Origin of the sequence: Shewanella sp. 10N.286.52.E4, from assembly GCF_041468785.1 — a bacterium.
Taxonomy (GTDB): domain Bacteria; phylum Pseudomonadota; class Gammaproteobacteria; order Enterobacterales; family Shewanellaceae; genus Shewanella; species Shewanella electrodiphila.
On sequence record NZ_JBFRJJ010000014.1, the window covers coordinates 18,593 to 36,331 of the forward strand.

Sequence of the window (17,739 nt, forward strand, 5' to 3'; positions counted from 1 at the left end):
CAATAAAAAGCCCATGTAATTTTAATTGCATGGGCTTTTTAGTTTCAATGTTTCTAGCTTCAATATTTCTAGCTTCAATATTTCTAGCTTCAATGTTTTTAGCTTCAGTATAGTGAAGTCAGCTTGCTAATCACCATTTAACGTCCGAGAAAGAGCACCTAAAATCGCACTAAAAAAACCAGCACTGACATCCTTACGGGTATTATTACTCGATGTCTGACTTTGGGGGCGAGACTCCTCAACTTCCCTCTTTTCAGCATTTCCATATGCACCAATAACAAAGTCGCTACCTGCATTTGAAGCCGTTCGTGCGGAACACGCTGTAAGTAACGGTACTAACAGACACGCCAATAAAATCCTTTTGTTCTTCATCATCCTTAACCCTTAAACTTAAAATTAAAATTAAAATTAGCCCTTAATCTTAATCATTAAATCACTTTAAAAAATGCCCCAGCCGCTCCAGGAAATACCACAGGGCTAGTGTTGCCATCTTTACCCACGGAAGCTACGCCATAAAGATAATTATCTATGACCATATTCTTTAGTATAAATTCACTCACATTGCCAACAAAACGGCTATGAGTCCATTCTGATTCTGTGGTTAAGCGCCAATAAACACGATAGCCCACCACAGCTTTATCTTTACTGGCATCCCACTGTATTTTAGTGTTTGGCTGCATAATGCCTTCAATCTTCACCCCCGTTGGCGGCGCAGGCGCCCATGCCATTGAAGCCAAACTGATCGCATTTAATGCTGTTAACTTAGCATTAAAGTCAAAATCGACTCCTTCAATCACATCGCCGTATTCAATGCCATTTTCAGTGCGTAAGTCTTGGTGTTGACGGTCGTAATGTTCATTGGTTTCCATCACTCTAACCGCTGGTAAACCCGCTTTGTTAAAGGGCAAATGGTGTCCACCACGGCCAAAACGATCTAGACGATAAACCAGCATTACATCTAAGTTGGTCATATACTGATCTGCTAAGGATTTAATGTTACGAGCTAAATTACGCGATGCAGAATCATTTTCGCCACCACTAAAATAACGCTCTTTCGCTTCTTCTTTGGTTTCAGCAATACGCACACCTTCAGAAAACACTCTAACGGTTGAATTATTGATAACGCCATTTATGCCAGCAATATTGCCGATCATGTCGTTATTCAACACAGCTTGAACCTGCCAATCATGCTTATTAGCATAATTAATCAGTACATCGCCGCCATATAAGCCTTGTTCTTCTCCTGAAAGCGCTGCATAAACAATCGTGCCATTAAATTGGTATTGCGATAATACGCGCGCAGCTTCTAACGCACCTGCCACGCCTGAGGCATTATCGTTCGCACCTGGTGAATCTGAAGTAAAGTCCATCGGGTCGGTAACCCGTGAGTCAATATCACCACTCATCATCACTACACGATTGGGATCTGTTTTACCTCTTTGTATTGCAAATACATTGACCACCTCAGTGGGTTCAGGAATACGTTTACCGCTAACGGTTTCTCCTACCATCACCACTTCAAGGCAACCGCCACAATCAGCAGAAATACGCTCAAACTCATCTTTAATCCAGCGTCTTGCCGCACCAATCCCACGGCTATCTGACTGAGTTTCAGACAAAGTATGACGTGTGCCAAAACTCACCAGTTTAGCCACATCATCATGTAAGCGGCTCGCTTGTGGTGCGCTGGCAATATCGTATAAACGCAGATCTTCTTGTGAAGGTGCAGGTGTTGCTGCAGCGCTTAAGCTGATTAACGACGTTAATCCGACTGCAGACGTGAAGGTTTTTATTAATGTTTTTTGGTTCATAACATCCTCTAACTTTGTAGTGCAGCGCGATAGCGTTTTAGTAATATTTTGACTCGCTCTACATAGGCTTGTGTTTCAGGATAAGGCGGTATGCCTTGATATTTAGTCACAGTTGTAGGGCCGGCGTTATAGGCGGCACAAGCAAGATCAATATCATTATCAAACCGGTTGAGTAAGTAAGCCAAATATTGACTTCCTCCCCAAATATTTTGTTTGATATCAAAGGCATCACTAACACCTAATTCTTTTGCCGTCGCAGGCATTAATTGCATTAGGCCAATAGCCCCCACTTTTGAGCGAGCTTTGGCATTAAAGGCTGACTCAGCATGAATGACCGCACGAATTAACGCAGGATCTAATTGAAACTGCTCAGCTGCATCGGTAACAAAGTCGGCATGTTTAAAAGTAAATAATGGAATGCTATGCCAATCGACCTGGGAGTTGACCTGACACGCAAAACAATCATAAAGCAGCACTTCAAAGTCTACAGAGTCAGGCACTATGTTTGAAAACGTTGTAATACCACCTTGCTCATATTGATAAATTTTGCGCTTCGCTTTGGTTTTACCTTGAGATAAATTTGTTGTAGACAAAGAAGCCGTTTTATTGGGTTTAATCCAAGCTTTTTTAGGCTTAGAAACCACTGATGTTGCCGGAGAAAGTTGAACACCTTTAGTTTCAATAACTCTCGTTTCAAGAATTGGCGCTTCGATTACTTTAGGTTGTAACACCAACATGGGTTTTGGTGATTCACTTGCTAGTGCAACAACAGAAGGATGAAGCACTTGCTGCTTTTTCGGCTTTAACTGCAATCGACTTTCAACATCCTTTGTAGATGAATTTTGCGTTGGTAACACCACTATCGGCGCTAATAACACTTGCTGTGATTTAGTTTGCTTTACAGGCTCTAGCTGTACTTGAGCCACTTTGTTGGGTTTGATGTGTTCTGTCACTGATTGCGAAAACTGCTTTTGCGGCTTAACTGTTTCAACATAGTGATATTGCTTAGTTGGTTTAGATGGCTTAGTTGGTTTAGATGTCAGAGTTGGTTTAGATTCTTTTAGTGTATTTTCTTCAGGCGAATCGGTGAAGTTAATATCACCAGCTACTGCAGTAGTTGGTGATAAGGTTAGCAAAGCCTTTTGCTGCTGTTTGCGCTCAAAATCAACTGCAACGGGTTTCATACTGAGTTTTGTTTTAGGCGTTGTAGAGTCTGACGTAGCGCTATCATTCGCCAGCACAGGGTTGGTCATGACAGTTAATACTGTAATAAACATGCTTAAGCTTTTGATTAGAAACTGTATTTTTCTCATTATGTTTAAACTGTAAAATCCTAATGCTCAAGCTTATGAAGCTCTATTTCTTTATTATTCAAGGTAATACCGAGCTCAGTTCACCTATTGTTATTGTTCATAATAGTCATACTTTGAACCAAAGTTCACCTTTAATAGCGTAACAAGCAGTGTTTTTTTATTGCGCACTTTTTTACAATCCATTCAAAAACCGGATAAAAAGAAGGGGTTAAACCAGTAAAAAAAGCAACTTTACAATTAACAGTCAATGAATTGCTTTATATACAACTAAATAATGAACAAATCACCCACGAACTAAATTTTACCGTTAAATAACAGCACCATAACCACAAACTGCCCTGGGTGTTTTTTATACCAGCTTACAAATAAATCATCACGATAGAGGCTGTTTTATCTTGGTTGAGTTGTGATAAAGTTAACTTCAATGAATAATGGTTGTTAAGTTATTTTTATCAACTTTTTCATCGTTAATTTAAGCTTAATTTAAAATAAATACGCTAGGCTGTAACTTGGCAAAATCTCAAACACATAATAATTAAGCCAAGCTAAAGGGAAGATCATGACCACAACTCCATCAAATACGAGCCCAACCGGTAATGGCGCGCCGCCAAATAATCAGACACCTCAAGATATTGCTTCTAGTGGTACTTTTGTAAAATTTCTTAATATTGTTGAGCGTTTAGGTAACCTGTTACCTCACCCAATTACCTTATTTGCCATGTTCTGTTTAGCCGTTATCGCTATGAGCGGTATTGCAGGTTATTTCGAGCTCACGGTCGCAGACCCTAGACCCATTGGTAGTTCAGGCCGAAGCGAAGATGGACTGATCCATGTCGTCAGCTTAATGAATGCTGAAGGCTTGAGAATGATTGTCTCAAACCTCGTCACTAACTTTACTGGCTTCACGCCACTAGGTACCGTACTTGTTGCCTTACTAGGTGTAGGGATTGCCGAACGCTCAGGACTACTTTCAGCCGCTATGCGTTTGTTAGTGATGGGCGCTTCTAAGCGTCTTGTGACACTCACGATTGTGTTTGCGGGTATTGTGTCTAACACAGCCTCAGAGTTAGGTTACGTCGTGCTTATCCCAATGGCTGCGATGATATTTCACTCCCTTGGTCGCCATCCATTAGCCGGTCTTGCTGCTGCCTTTGCAGGGGTATCGGGCGGTTATAGTGCCAACTTATTGTTAGGAACCGTCGATCCACTGCTTTCAGGTATTACCGAAGCGGCCGCTCAGATGATTGATCCTGAGTACATTGTTGGACCAGAAGTGAATTGGTACTTCATGTTCGTTTCCACCTTTTTAATCACCGGGTTAGGCGCATTAGTCACTGAAAAAATCGTTGAGCCTAAACTGGGGAAATATGACGTAGCTGAAGCCGCTGACGATTTATCAGAACAAAAAATGGATGTGGTGACTGCGGAAGAAAAACATGCGCTAAAAATGGCAGGCTTTTCTGTATTAGTCCTATCTGGCTTACTTGCTTTAACCATTGTTCCAGAATGGGGCGCACTTCGTAACCCTGAAACAGGGTTAGTCGCAGGTTCACCATTTCTGAAAGGGATTGTTGCATTCATCTTTATCGGCTTTGCTATTCCAGGCTTAGTTTACGGTAAAGTGGTCGGCAGCATGAAAAAAGACACTGATATCATTAATGCCATGTCTCACAGCATGAGCACCATGGGTATGTACATTGTGTTGGTTTTCTTTGCATCTCAATTTGTCGCATTTTTTAAATGGACAAACTTAGGCGCTGTGCTTGCGGTTACTGGCGCCGATGCATTGAGCAGCATAGGATTAACTGGCCCACTCGTGTTTGTATTGTTTATCATGCTATGTGGTTTTATTAACTTAATGCTAGGCAGTGCATCTGCACAATGGGCGGTAACTGCACCTATTTTTGTGCCTATGCTGATGCTTGTCGGTTATGCCCCTGAAACTATTCAGGCAGCGTACCGTATTGGTGATTCGGTAACGAACCTTATCACCCCAATGATGAGTTACTTTGGACTTATTCTTGCGGTCGCAAGCCGTTATAAGAAGAATCTAGGAATTGGTACACTGATCGCTACCATGTTGCCATACTCTATCGTGTTCTTTATTGGCTGGACTCTGTTCTTCTTCCTATGGGTATTCGTGCTTGGCTTCCCTGTAGGCCCTGGTGCTGCAACTTACTACACACCATAGAAAAGAGTGAAAACGCCTTAAAGCCAATGATAGCAATCAGTTGTCATTGGCTTTTTTATTGCTCCAGTAAATTCACTAGCTCTTGTTCATATTGAGAAGTCTGCTCCAAATTAAACCCAGTATGTTGCTGCACGAGTTCTCCTTGGCGATTGAAGATAAAGCTACTTGGCATCCCTTTTAAGCCAAATAGTCTTGCGACTTCACTTTCGGGATCATAACGAATCGTAAATTGTGCTGGTAACTGTTCTAAAAATACTTGGGCTAATTCGACTTCAACATCTAAATTAATCGCCACAACAGCTAAGCCTTGCTGCTGATATTGCTCATGCATTTGATTCATCCATGGAAATGATTTTCTACATGGCCCGCACCAAGATGACCAAAAATCCACATAAACGACTTTGCCTTTAAACTCACTCAAGCTAACCTTATTACCTTCTACATCCTCCACAAGATGATTTAATGAGGGCGCCGCTGATGGTATTAATGGCGCAATCAACAGCAATATTCCGATTATCATTTTCATCGTTCACTCCTACATCCAACACACATCCTTATTAATGCCAGTATCTTATAACTAAACTGATGACCATGTTACGTTTATCGGACACTATAAGGATCAGTATATTGCCTATTTGGACTTAACTATAATTTATGTTCGGACATAAAAAAGCCTGCATATTGCAGGCTTTTTAAGTGATAGTCAGTTAATACGATTAACTTTTCTCAGTGCTTTCCGATTCAGCTTCAGGCGGTTTATAGCCTTTACGCTCTTTTTTACTGAATATTCTCTCAACCACCACGAAGAACAGCGGGATTAAGAAGATACCAATAAAGGTTGAGCTCATCATGCCACCTAGTACACCAGTACCAAGTGCATTCTTACTACCAGAACCAACACCAGTACTGATTGCCAGTGGAACAACACCCAAACCAAATGCTAATGATGTCATCAAGATTGGACGCAAACGTACACGAACCGCATGCAATGTTGCCTCAATCAATCCTGCGCCTTTGTCGTAGAATTCTTTAGCAAATTCTACAATTAAGATCGCATTCTTGGTCGCAAGCCCCACTGTCGTCAGTAGGCCTACTTGGAAGAATACATCGTTCGGTAATCCACGACCGTTCATCGCTAATAATGCCCCGATAACCCCTAAAGGTACTACCAAGATAACCGCAAAGGGTACTGACCAACTTTCATATAGCGCCGCAAGTACTAAAAATACGACCAAAATGGATAAGGCATATAACGCAGGAGCTTGGTTGCCTGACAATCTTTCTTCATAAGATAGACCGTTCCACTCAATGCCGAATCCTGGTGGTAACTGCTTCACCATTTCTTCGAAATCATTCATAGCGTCACCAGTACTGTACCCAGGCATAGTGGCACCTTGAATATTGATTGCTGGTAAACCATTAAAACGTTGTAACTGAGGTGAACCAAACTCCCAAGTACCTGTGGTAAAGGCTGAGAAAGGTACCATTTCACCTTCTGAATTACGTACATACCAGCTATCTAAATCGCTAGGCTGCATACGGTATTCAGCTTCACCTTGAACGTATACTTTCTTCACTCGGCCACGGTCGATGAAATCATTGACGTATGAACCACCATAAGCGGTTGCCAGTACGCTGTTGACGTTATCAATATCGACACCTAAAGCGCGGATTTTGGCTTGATCAACATGGATTTCATACATCGGGGCGTCTTCTTGTCCATTTGGACGAACCCCCACAAGGTTTGGATTTTGCGCAGCCATACCCAGCAGTTGGTTACGCGCTGCCACTAAGGCCTCGTGTCCTTGACCACCGCGATCTTGCAGATACATATCGAAACCATTCGATGTACCTAATTCGATTACCGCGGGCGGCACAAAGGCAAACACCAATGCCTCTTTCATTTGCATGAAGCGACCCATAGCACGGTTAGACAATGATTGAACATCTTGCCCTTCACCACGCTCAGCCCAGTCTTCAAGACCAACGAAAGCAATACCCATGTTTTGACCAGAACCCGCAAAACTGAAACCAGCGACGCTAAATACAGATTTAACGGTATCGCCTTCTTCATTAAGGTAATAGTCACTGACTTCTTCAAGCACTTTAATGGTACTTTCTTGCGTCGAGTTAGTCGGCAAAATAGCTTGAGTAAATAAGATACCTTGGTCTTCATCAGGCAAGAATGCCGTTGGCATACGCATGAATATCCATGCCGTAGCAATCACAAGTACAAGATATACACCCATCATACGAACTGTGCGTTTCAGGATAGCTGCAACGCTGGCTTCATAACGCGATGTTAACTTGTCAAAGCTGCGGTTAAACCAACCGAAGAAGCCTTTATTCGTGTGAGTATGGCCTTTTGGAATAGGCTTAAGCATGGTGGCACAAAGTGCTGGAGTTAAGATCATTGCAATCAATACTGATAATGCCATCGCTGACACAATCGTAATCGAGAACTGACGGTAAATAACACCCGTTGAGCCTGACATAAATGCCATTGGAACAAATACAGCCGATAAGGTTAAACCAATACCAATTAGTGCACCGGTGATCTGGTCCATCGATTTTCGGGTAGCTTCGAGTGGACTGAGCCCCTCTTCGGACATGACCCGCTCGACGTTTTCCACCACCACGATGGCATCATCCACCAGTAGACCGATGGCCAGTACCATTGCAAACATGGTCAAGGTATTAATCGAGAAACCTGTCGCTGATAAAATCGCGAAAGTACCAAGTAATACAACAGGAACCGCAATCGTCGGAATAAGCGTTGCTCTGAAGTTCTGCAGGAACAGATACATAATCAAGAACACTAAAACAACCGCTTCAATCAGCGTATGTACAACACCCTCAATTGATTTCTCAACGAATGGTGTCGTGTCATATGGATAGTAAATTTCTAAACTATCAGGGAAGTAAGTTTTTAATTCATCTAACTTTTCACGGACATTCTTAGCAGTATCTAGCGCGTTAGCACCAGTTGCTAGCTGAACACCAACACCTGATGCAGGCTTACCATTATAAAATGATTCAACAGAATAACTTTCAGACCCTAGCTCAACACGAGCAACATCATTCAGGTAAACATTCGCGCCTGATGGGTCAGACTTAAGAATAATCTCGCGGAATTGCTCAGGCGTTTGTAGACGACTTTGCGCTGTTACTGTTGCATTTAACTCTTGACCTGCAACCGATGGCGCACCACCTAATTGACCCGCTGAAACTTGAGCATTTTGCTCTTGAATCGCAGCCATGACATCAATACTGGTCAGGTTATATTGGGTAAGTTTAAGCGGGTCTAGCCATATACGCATTGCATACTGGGCACCAAATAACTGGATTTCACCTACGCCAGGTACACGGCTTAATGGATCTTGAATGTTGGCAGCAACATAATCCGCGATGTCGCCTTTTTCTAAAGAGCCATCTTCAGATACAAATGCTGCAACCATCAAGAAGCCAGCACTTGATTTAACAACGTTAACCCCTTGAGACTGCACTTCTTGAGGTAACAAAGTCATCGCTGCTTGCAGCTTATTTTGCACCTGTACTTGGGCAATATCAGGGTCTGCTTCAGCATTAAATGTTAAGGTAATAGTCGCATTACCGAAACTGTCACTGCTAGAAGCAATATAGCGCAGATGGTCAATACCTGTCATACGCTGCTCAATAACCTGAGTTACTGTATCTTCCATGGTCTTTGCAGACGCACCTGGATAAAACGCAGTAATCTCTACGGTTGGTGGCGCAATACTTGGGTATTGTGCAACTGGAAGGTCTTTAATTGCTAAGACACCTGCCAGCATGATTAAGATTGAAATCACCCATGCAAAAATAGGGCGATCGATAAAGAAACGAGCCATAACGTTACCCTATTTAGTTTCAGTGGTTGCTTTAGTCGCTGACAATACTTGTGGAGTTACTTCCGATCCGTGGCGAATTTTTTGTAAGCCTTCAACAATCAATTTATCGCCAGTTTTCAAACCTTCAGTGATACGCCATTGGTGATTAATCACTTCAGCAGTTGTCACAACACGCGTTTCAACTTTATTGCCTTCACCAACAACCATCGCCACTGCTTCGCCTTTGGTATTACGTGAAATGGCTTTTTGCGGAACTAAAATCGCTTTAGGATCTTGACCAGCATTCAAAATCGCACGTACATACATACCAGGCAGCAATACACCATCAGGGTTAGGGAATTCAGCACGTAAGGTCACTGAACCTGTTGCTTCATCAACACTGACTTCAGCAAACTGTAACGTACCGATCTGCTCGTAAGTGCTGCCATCTTCAAGAATAAGCTTTACTTCGGCATTTTCACTTTGCTGTAATTTACCTGCTTTCAGCTTTGCTTTTAAACGAAGTAACTGGGCACTTGATTGAGCGATATCAACATTGATTGGATCAAGTTGCTGAATTTTAGCTAAAATCGTTGATTGGTTAGCTGTAACCAATGCACCAGGAGTCACACTTGATTTACCGATGCGGCCAGAAATAGGCGCTTTAACTTCAGTATATTCAAGGTTAATGTTGGCAGTGTTAATCGCAGCTTTGGCCACTGTCACATTCGCAATCGCTTCTTTATAAGCGGCATCTGCTTCATCAAAGTCTTGCTTACTAATGGCATTGGTTTGCACAAGTGCAGCATAACGATCAGCCGTTGCTTTTGCTGAACCTAAAGCTGCATTGGCGCTTGCTAAGTCAGCTTCTGCACTGATTAACGCAGCTTTATATGTTGCTGAGTCAATTTGATACAGTGATTGACCGGCTTCAACATCTTTGCCTTCAACAAAACCACGATTAGTGATAATGCCAGATACCTGCGGACGTACTTCAGCTTCTAAAAAAGCACGACTACGACCAGGTAGCTCAACTTGAATAGCTTGAGATTGCTCAGTCACACTCAACACTCCAACTGGAACGGGAGGTGCTTTTTGCTGGGTTTGAGCCTTATCGGCTTGACCACAAGCGGTAATCCATAAAGCCGCAGTGATTACTGAGGCTATTTTCAGTGCTTTGTGCATGACTGTTCTTACTCCTAATGACATCATCAGTAACCATTCGCTTCATTGCGTAACAGTTGCTAAATAGCGATATTCCTAACGTTTTAATTTACTTACTTTTTGATGGGCACTGTTATCGCACACCCATATAAACTCAACAACCATTTAAAATATTATAAATTGTAAACAAATAATAAACTTAGCTGACTTGTTTCGGGTTTGTTAACTAATCTGTGTCAACAAAAAATACAACTCTTTTATGTTACAAAAGCGTTACATTGAAACGGGTTATAAAAACACCAATATACAACATAACGTTAAAATAAATGCATATGAAATAGTATATTGTTTGGTTTAATTTAGGTTAAACCAGATATTTTCCTATTTTCTTACAAAAATTTACTGTGACTGCAAAACCAACTCTTCATTGGCAAGCATCTCACGCCACCACCGTGATTTAACTGTAGGCGCTTTCAAACTAATCGCCTCACCAAACACAGGAGTAATCACATTTACATTGGCTTTTTCACCTAATGCCACAATACGCTCCAATGGTTCAAACCAATCATGTAATGCTAAATCGAAGGTGCCATTATGAATTGGTAACATGGCTTTTTGATTAAACAGTTCGCCATTTAAATCAATGTGCGCCTGTAAACTTTGTTCAGGAAGCATATGGATCTCACTCCACATTTCATTATAGGCACCCGTTTCAATCATGGTGAGATCAAATGGTCCGTATCTTTCACCGATTTCCTTGAAACCAGAAAAATAACCACCGTCACCACTAAAAAATAGCTTACTTTGCTGACCTTGGATCACCCAACTCGCCCATAAAGTCGCATCTCGATCAAATAGCCCGCGCCCAGAAAAATGCTGAGCAGGTGTGGCGACTAAGGTTAACTCACCTAACGTCAACTCATCCCACCAAGCTAACTGTGTCACTTTGCTTGGTTCAATATCCCACTCAATTAAGTGATCGCCAACTTTTTGGGGCGTCACAAAATGCTCAACCTTATCTTCAAGTGCAATCACGGCTGCTTTATCAAGATGATCATAGTGGTCATGACTAATAATGACCGTCTTTATAGGGGGTAATTGTTCAATATTTATCGGAGACTGATGAAAACGTTTTGGCCCCGCCCATTGAACAGGTGATGCCCTTTGACTAAACACCGGATCTAAAAGGATATATTCACCATCAAGGCGAATAAGTAAGGTGGAATGGCCAAGTCTAAAAATTTCATCTTCTGTAGAAAAACTTAAACTAACAGCAGTCATAGGTTTAACTGGTATGTCTACTTCTGGGACTGGATGCAGTCTTTTAGTGGTCATATAGCTTTTAGCAATACTCCATATATCACTTAAACCTGACTGGTACTGAATATCGCTATTTTGGTATTTAGGTGTCTCTGTTTTATCAGCACCCAAAAATGACTTAATTGACAACCCCATCACTACGACCCCTATCAAGACAAGTAAATATTTCATTCATACCACCAAAAAGTAAACTACACGGTGCAGTTTATTAAACTTATATTGAAAAGTAAACTTCTCAGTGTAGAATATCCCGCAGAAGATGATTTGAGACCTAACGATGACCACTGAAAAAATGACCTTAAGCCAAAAAAAGCGCATCGCGATTATTGAAGCAGCCAAAATCACCTTTACTGAATTTGGTGTAGCAGCAACAAGCATGGATAAATTAGCGGAAGTCGCCAAAGTATCTAAGCGCACGGTTTACAATCATTTTGAAACTAAAGAAGCCATTGTCATGACATTAATGGCCGATCTGTGGGAACGTTCAATCAATCATAATGTCGCTAAATATCAGCTTGATGTTCCGCTACACCAGCAGTTAACGGACTTAGTACTCACTGAGATTAACTTCATCAACAGTAATGAATATATCGAGTTAACGCGCATGGCAATGGGACACTTTTTCTATTGTCCACAAGAAATGAACCAAGAACTGATGCGAGTTAAAAATCAGGAAGGGGCGACTTTACGCTGGATAAGAGCGGCAATGGCAGATGGTAAACTCGAGATAAAAGATGAGAATGTTGCTTTAATGCAAATTCACAGCCTGATTAAAGGACCATGCTTTTGGCCTCAAGTGCTGCAATTTTCAAAACAACTCACTGAGGCAGAGCTGCAGGAAATAGCGTCAGAAGTCGCATTGATGTTTTTATGTCGCTATGAAACGAAAACCAGTTAAACCCAGTTAAACTCGGTTATCACCTACACTCAGCGAAATAATCCGACTAATGTGTGCAAGGCTTAAGCCTGATTCTTGCTGCCAATGATTAAAAGCGGCTTGCGCTTGGCGTAAAGCCGTTTGTGACGTAAATCCAGCATCAACAACCTGAGTTGCTTTAAGGTATGACTGTACGTCATTGGTCAATAAAAACGTATCTTTACCAACATTGCGTAAAAAGTATGGCCCAGTATTCCCGCCTAAACGGCTACCTTTCTTTTTTAGAGCTTGCCACAGACCAGTAATATCCTCTTCAGGCCAGTTAGCAATAAACTCCGCAAAGCTACCGTGTTCCGCAGCAATTTGTTGGATCATATAAGCATTATCGACAATCGACTGGGTTTTCTTTTGATGACGAATGAGTGTCGCATCTGATGCTCTTTGCTGGATTTGATCCGGTGACAACATCAATACTTTGAGTGGCTCAAAGTCAAAGAAGGCTTTTTCATACGCTGGCCATTTATTTTCAACCACCCGCCATACAAAACCACTCTGAAACACTTGCTTGCTCATCGCTGATAACAACTGAGCATCAGAAAACTGTCCAATTTCGTCGGCTTCTAAAGTGTGTGGCATCAATAAGCCTAACGACTTAGCACCGCCTTTTCGCTCAGCTGCACGATCAAAAATATCACTAAACTTCTCTAATGTTGCCACAGTCATTCCAGTCAATGTTGAGCCTAAATACCTATCATAAACCTTATGATGCTAAACTCAATTTAGGCGCTTGATTTTGTTCTTTCTTCACCTGTAAAAACGCTTTCCACTTAACTAATTCAGGTGGCATTTCAGGAGTGGGGCCTTCATAACCTGCTGCGGCCACTAATTCAGTAATAGGCACTTGTTTACCCTTACACACAAATACACCACGAACATGCATGATGCAGTGCAAACCTCTAGCAGTGACAAAGCGCTGCTCGATATAAAAGTATTTTTCATCCCAGCTAACAATTCTGGTTTCAATCTCAAACTTTTCCATCGGCTTAATGTCGCGGAAAAAAGTAAATTCCGACGCATTCACGATGGGTAGCCATTTCAGCTTTAATAGCTTTTTCATGATGCCCATTTCGGCAATCATATGGGTACGCGCGAGATCCATAAACGCTGGATAGCGGGAGTTGGTTAAATGCATATTGATATCGCAATCAAGTGGCCATGCACGGTAACTAATACGACTGATATCTAAAAAGCCGATTTTTTTGGCTTTGCGATTACGCCAAAACATTAACCATATTAGACGGAAATATAAATTCATATACTACTACTCCTTTTGAGCGCATCAGGCTATCAGAGGTCATACCAGCTATCAAGTCCGTCACCTAAATTAACAAATCATAAAATAGAACACCTTATTACGAATTGAGCCCTGAAAAGTTCACCTGCCAGAGTTGAATAAATAATTACCATCTCTGTGAGCATTAGCACTTTTTTATCGCTACATTTTGGCTTACCATGACGGCGCTGTTTAATGCATAGGGCGTTAAGCAGATTATTTTAATTCTCAGGGCGGGGCGAAATTCCCCACCGGCGGTGATGCTATTTTACCTATATGTAGAATTAGCTAAGCCCGCGAGCGCTCGATTTTTCGAGGTCAGCAGATTTGGTGACTGAAGTGTAATACTTCATATTCCAGAGCCGACGGTTATAGTCCGGATGAGAGAGAATAGAAATACACCAGTTAGACTATGCTAACTGGTGTATTTCGTTTGGCGTAAAAACCCTCTTTAAAGCCCTGATTCTGGTATTTTTTAGGAGTTAACCATGAATCAGCTATCACTACTTGCGCCTTTTGGCGATCCTCTAGAACGTGTTGAAAAAGCCTTAGCCGCTTTAAGACAAGGTAATGGCGTATTGTTACTCGATGATGAAGATCGAGAAAACGAAGGCGATATTATCTATTCAGCTGAGCATCTTACCAGTCAGCAAATGGCATTAATGATCCGCGAATGCAGCGGTATCGTGTGTTTATGCTTAACGGATGCACAAGCGAGCAAACTTGAATTACCGCCAATGGTTACTGATAACAATAGCGCTAATCAAACCGCATTTACGGTGTCAATTGAAGCTAAAGAAGGCGTCACTACCGGCGTTTCAGCAGCCGATCGCGTAACAACAATCAAAACGGCTACTGCGGCAAATGCTAAAGCATCAGATTTAGCAAGACCTGGACATGTATTCCCATTACGCGCTCGCGCAGGTGGTGTACTCACTCGTCGTGGTCATACCGAAGGCACGGTAGATTTAATGCAAATGGCAGGTTTACAGCCTTATGGCGTATTGTGTGAAGTTACTAACGAAGATGGCACGATGGCAAAAGCGCCTGAAATTGTCGCTTTTGGCTTAAAGCACAATATGCCAGTGCTCACCATTGAAGACATGGTGATGTACCGTCAGCAATATGACCTTAAATTAGCTTAACTTTAATCGAGTTAAGCTTGATATCGGCCTGCTTTAAAAGGTGGTCGGAATTAACTTTAAGCAACATAATGCAGATAAAAATAAACGGTATAGCGTAAATACGCTGTACCGTTTTTTATTATTTCAGACGATATGATTTATCAGAAATTAAGCTCCGTATACACAAGCAACATATTTAAAGCTCGGCTATAAAGGCCTGATATTGCTGCAAGGTCTTTTTGCTATCTAACATACCTTGATGACCCACATTAGGCACCATTATCAGTTGTTTTTGAGCAGACTGACTAGCAGCAAAGAGTTTCTCAGATAACTCTGGCGGCACCTCTTCGTCATTTTCACCCGCAATAACTAATAACGGCCCTTGATAATGATTAGCCACCACTTGTTCATTGTCTATATTACGGAAATCTTGTGGCATTTCTAAGCTCATAAAAGGTGACATGTACCATGGTGTTTTTTCATCGACCCAGTCATCGGCATTTGTTGCAGAACCTTGTAATACCAATCCTGCAATCTTATTGTTTTTTGCTAAATCTGCGGCAATAAAACTACCCAATGAATAGCCGTGAATAATCACGTTGTCTGGCTGATATTGTTGATGTAAGTAATCTAGCTGCAGTTGTGCATCAGCAACAAGGTTGTAAATTCTGGGCTGACCTTCACTCGCACCGAGTCCGCGTCTATCAACGATTAGAATGTCAGTATTTAATGTCGATAACCTTGTTAGCGTATTAAGGGTATGAGGCTCGATTTTCATGCCATTACCTTGAAAGAACATAATGGTGGTTTTGCTATTAGGGTTATCAATATAAAAGCCATGTAAACGGGCTTGCTCGCTGGCATCTAAGCTTATTGGGTTAATGGTATTGTTAGGCATAACTTGTTGTAACTGCTGAGTAAACTCAGCGGTAAAAGGGGTGACGGAATCATCGCTGGCAATGAAAGTGTCTTCACTTAATCTAACCGTACAGGCTGTTGTCATAAGAACTGCTGCCGCAATAATGACACTAGACACTCTGTTTACTGAATTGTGCATACTATTTTCCTTAATAAAAAAACATGCTTACGTTTCGTCCTGATACACCAAAATATCGCCGGGCGAACATTGTAAGTGATGACAAATTGCGTCCAGCGTTGAAAAGCGAATAGCCTTAGCGCGACCACTGCGTAATACCGATAAATTTTGCGGGGTAATACCTACAAGTTCAGCCAACTGCGTTGACTTCATTTTCCGTTTTGCCAACATGACATCTAGTTCAATAATGATGGCCATTAAATGGTTAATTCCGCTTCTGCTTGCAACTCTACTGCTTGCTTCATAACCCAGCCGATACAGTAAAAGATCAGTCCAAATAACGCATATTCGAGTTCTTGACTGCCTAATGTAAAATACCCCGGCACCCCATCGGCGAGATCGGTTACATGAATGAAATAGGCCACCAGCATGGGGTAAAAAAGGCTGACAAAAATCCACACTAAAAAGACTTGAGCAATACGAGTTAAACAGCGGAAATTAGCTGAAGTGAATACCTGACCCTGTTGATAAAGGCTAAACAGTTGGAACAAGAAATAGTAAATGAATAAATAAGGCAATATTTCAACGCTGCCTAATATGATGCCAGGATGTAATCCTGCCGAATATAAATTCTCTGCGAGTGCTTGCCATGAAGACTCAAAACTGACACTTAAGAAACTACTGAAATATCCCCACCAGTTAATACTCATTGCGTATTCACCATCGCGATATTCGCCACTAAACATCACAGCAATATAACTGCCTAATTGCATCAATGAGAGCAACAGCAGCAATCCTTTAATCCATTTACTTAAGCGATTAATTCTATCCATGATTCACTTTAGGGCTAACTAATATTTAAACCCAAACTAGCGGATTGGTTATATAACAGCAATAAGTTATCGATAAACGATAATCAATTCAGTCTAAAGGTTTACTAAAGGTGATAGCACGATGGCAAAAGCGACTGAAATCAGTCGCTTTTTTCATTGAAATGGCATGCATGCTTGGGGGTTACAAATCAATATAAAGTTGATTTAGTAAGGTTTTAATCTGCTGGTCATTCTCTTCAAACTTAATCCCTACATTGACCTTGCCGTCTTCAAATCGGCTATTACAAACTTTGGCAGGAATGCTAATTCCTTCGTCATTTGGATTGCGGATCATCACTATGATGTCCTTCTGACTCACTTTTAGGTTAGGGTTATCTGTTTTAAAAACAAAGCCACAGCCTTTAGGCGAAATATCCGAAATAATGCCCTTTAATTGAGTGCCACGACTGGCATCATTTTCGTCTTTCGCTTGAATCGCGGCCGGCAAATGAGTGACATATCGTTGGTGAGTACGTAATTGCCGATTCTCAATTTGCTTCGGATATGAAAGGAAGATCAGTTTTTCAGGTAATTTGGTAATATTGCGGATGTTTGACTTGAATGCGTAACACTCGCCCTGCTGGCCTTCTAACAAGTAGCGCACCACCACGCCATTACCTTCAACAAACACATCGCTGTAGTTATTCATCTGCTGCGGTGCGGGATGTTTTAAGATGATGTACTTTCCTAACTCATAACCTACTAACGTTGCTTTGGTTCTAAATTTCACAGGAAAATCGATCTGCAAATCAACCGTTCGCCCTGGCGATAGGTTAAAAAAGATTTGTTGTTCTGGTGATGGCTGTTCGTTCAAAATAGAGTCCATTCAAATCATTCGATTATTTATTCG

At 41.6% G+C, this 17,739-nt stretch carries 16 protein-coding genes and 1 riboswitch; of the genes, 3 read left to right on the top strand and 13 right to left on the bottom strand.

Features of this window, described 5'->3' with window-relative positions:
* Nucleotides 1-126: 126 nt before the first annotated feature.
* From AB4153_RS07470 to AB4153_RS07480, 3 genes are read right to left on the bottom strand one after another with little or no spacing between them, the layout of a single operon-like run.
* Nucleotides 127-372 (bottom strand): hypothetical protein, encoded by a 246-nt coding sequence (locus tag AB4153_RS07470; protein ID WP_371996898.1) that lies wholly within the window; start codon nucleotides 370-372, stop codon nucleotides 127-129.
* Between the two features lie 56 nt (nucleotides 373-428).
* On the bottom strand, nucleotides 429-1,811 hold the full coding sequence (locus AB4153_RS07475) for a M28 family peptidase (protein WP_371996899.1): 1,383 nt from the start codon (nucleotides 1,809-1,811) through the stop codon (nucleotides 429-431).
* Between the two features lie 8 nt (nucleotides 1,812-1,819).
* A complete protein-coding gene (locus AB4153_RS07480; protein WP_371996900.1) occupies nucleotides 1,820-3,088 on the bottom strand; it encodes a lytic transglycosylase domain-containing protein in 1,269 nt (422 codons plus the stop codon).
* A gap of 595 nt (nucleotides 3,089-3,683) precedes the next feature.
* On the opposite strand from AB4153_RS07480, the gene AB4153_RS07485 reads away from it, so the two are divergent.
* Nucleotides 3,684-5,315 (top strand): AbgT family transporter, encoded by a 1,632-nt coding sequence (locus AB4153_RS07485; RefSeq protein ID WP_371996901.1) that lies wholly within the window; start codon nucleotides 3,684-3,686, stop codon nucleotides 5,313-5,315.
* 55 nt (nucleotides 5,316-5,370) lie between these two features.
* Here the strand turns inward: AB4153_RS07485 and AB4153_RS07490 are convergent, their stop codons facing one another.
* From AB4153_RS07490 to AB4153_RS07505, 4 genes are all read right to left on the bottom strand, one after another.
* Nucleotides 5,371-5,841, bottom strand: coding sequence for a TlpA disulfide reductase family protein (locus AB4153_RS07490; protein ID WP_229370576.1), 471 nt, complete (start codon nucleotides 5,839-5,841; stop codon nucleotides 5,371-5,373).
* A gap of 190 nt (nucleotides 5,842-6,031) precedes the next feature.
* The gene (locus AB4153_RS07495) at nucleotides 6,032-9,184 is read right to left on the bottom strand and encodes an efflux RND transporter permease subunit (protein ID WP_102526980.1); all 3,153 of its coding nucleotides are present in this window, start codon (nucleotides 9,182-9,184) and stop codon (nucleotides 6,032-6,034) included.
* Nucleotides 9,185-9,193: 9 nt separating this feature from the next.
* Nucleotides 9,194-10,348: an efflux RND transporter periplasmic adaptor subunit gene (locus AB4153_RS07500; RefSeq protein WP_229370571.1), complete on the bottom strand. Its 1,155-nt coding sequence runs from the start codon at nucleotides 10,346-10,348 to the stop codon at nucleotides 9,194-9,196.
* A 378-nt stretch (nucleotides 10,349-10,726) separates the two neighbouring features.
* Nucleotides 10,727-11,818, bottom strand: coding sequence for an MBL fold metallo-hydrolase (locus AB4153_RS07505; protein ID WP_371996903.1), 1,092 nt, complete (start codon nucleotides 11,816-11,818; stop codon nucleotides 10,727-10,729).
* A gap of 106 nt (nucleotides 11,819-11,924) precedes the next feature.
* Here AB4153_RS07505 and AB4153_RS07510 point away from each other — a divergent pair, with 106 nt between their 5' ends.
* Nucleotides 11,925-12,545, top strand: a complete 621-nt coding sequence (locus tag AB4153_RS07510; RefSeq protein ID WP_371996904.1) for a TetR/AcrR family transcriptional regulator — start codon at nucleotides 11,925-11,927, stop codon at nucleotides 12,543-12,545.
* Between the two features lie 6 nt (nucleotides 12,546-12,551).
* On the opposite strand, the gene AB4153_RS07515 is transcribed toward AB4153_RS07510, so the two are convergent.
* Together AB4153_RS07515 and AB4153_RS07520 are read right to left on the bottom strand one after the other, a co-directional pair.
* Nucleotides 12,552-13,241 carry a DNA-3-methyladenine glycosylase I gene (locus AB4153_RS07515; RefSeq protein ID WP_371996961.1) on the bottom strand — a complete coding sequence of 230 codons (690 nt, stop codon included), beginning with the start codon at nucleotides 13,239-13,241 and terminating at the stop codon, nucleotides 12,552-12,554.
* Between the two features lie 43 nt (nucleotides 13,242-13,284).
* The gene (locus tag AB4153_RS07520) at nucleotides 13,285-13,839 is read right to left on the bottom strand and encodes a thioesterase family protein (protein ID WP_102526984.1); all 555 of its coding nucleotides are present in this window, start codon (nucleotides 13,837-13,839) and stop codon (nucleotides 13,285-13,287) included.
* 238 nt (nucleotides 13,840-14,077) lie between these two features.
* Nucleotides 14,078-14,253, top strand: a riboswitch (FMN riboswitch).
* A 92-nt stretch (nucleotides 14,254-14,345) separates the two neighbouring features.
* Here AB4153_RS07520 and ribB point away from each other — a divergent pair.
* Nucleotides 14,346-15,002, top strand: coding sequence for a 3,4-dihydroxy-2-butanone-4-phosphate synthase (gene ribB, locus AB4153_RS07525; protein WP_229370566.1), 657 nt, complete (start codon nucleotides 14,346-14,348; stop codon nucleotides 15,000-15,002).
* Between the two features lie 175 nt (nucleotides 15,003-15,177).
* On the opposite strand, the gene AB4153_RS07530 is transcribed toward ribB, so the two are convergent.
* The 4 genes from AB4153_RS07530 to AB4153_RS07545 form a co-directional block, all read right to left on the bottom strand.
* Complete coding sequence (locus AB4153_RS07530) at nucleotides 15,178-16,038, bottom strand: alpha/beta hydrolase (protein WP_303516366.1); 861 nt, start codon at nucleotides 16,036-16,038, stop codon at nucleotides 15,178-15,180.
* Between the two features lie 27 nt (nucleotides 16,039-16,065).
* Nucleotides 16,066-16,275: a helix-turn-helix transcriptional regulator gene (locus AB4153_RS07535; protein ID WP_102526987.1), complete on the bottom strand. Its 210-nt coding sequence runs from the start codon at nucleotides 16,273-16,275 to the stop codon at nucleotides 16,066-16,068.
* Nucleotides 16,275-16,850 carry a DUF2975 domain-containing protein gene (locus tag AB4153_RS07540; protein ID WP_303516363.1) on the bottom strand — a complete coding sequence of 192 codons (576 nt, stop codon included), beginning with the start codon at nucleotides 16,848-16,850 and terminating at the stop codon, nucleotides 16,275-16,277. The genes AB4153_RS07535 and AB4153_RS07540 overlap by 1 nt, the downstream gene beginning before the upstream one ends.
* 181 nt (nucleotides 16,851-17,031) lie before the next feature.
* The gene (locus AB4153_RS07545) at nucleotides 17,032-17,703 is read right to left on the bottom strand and encodes a PilZ domain-containing protein (protein ID WP_371996906.1); all 672 of its coding nucleotides are present in this window, start codon (nucleotides 17,701-17,703) and stop codon (nucleotides 17,032-17,034) included.
* Between the last annotated feature and the right edge of the window lie 36 nt (nucleotides 17,704-17,739).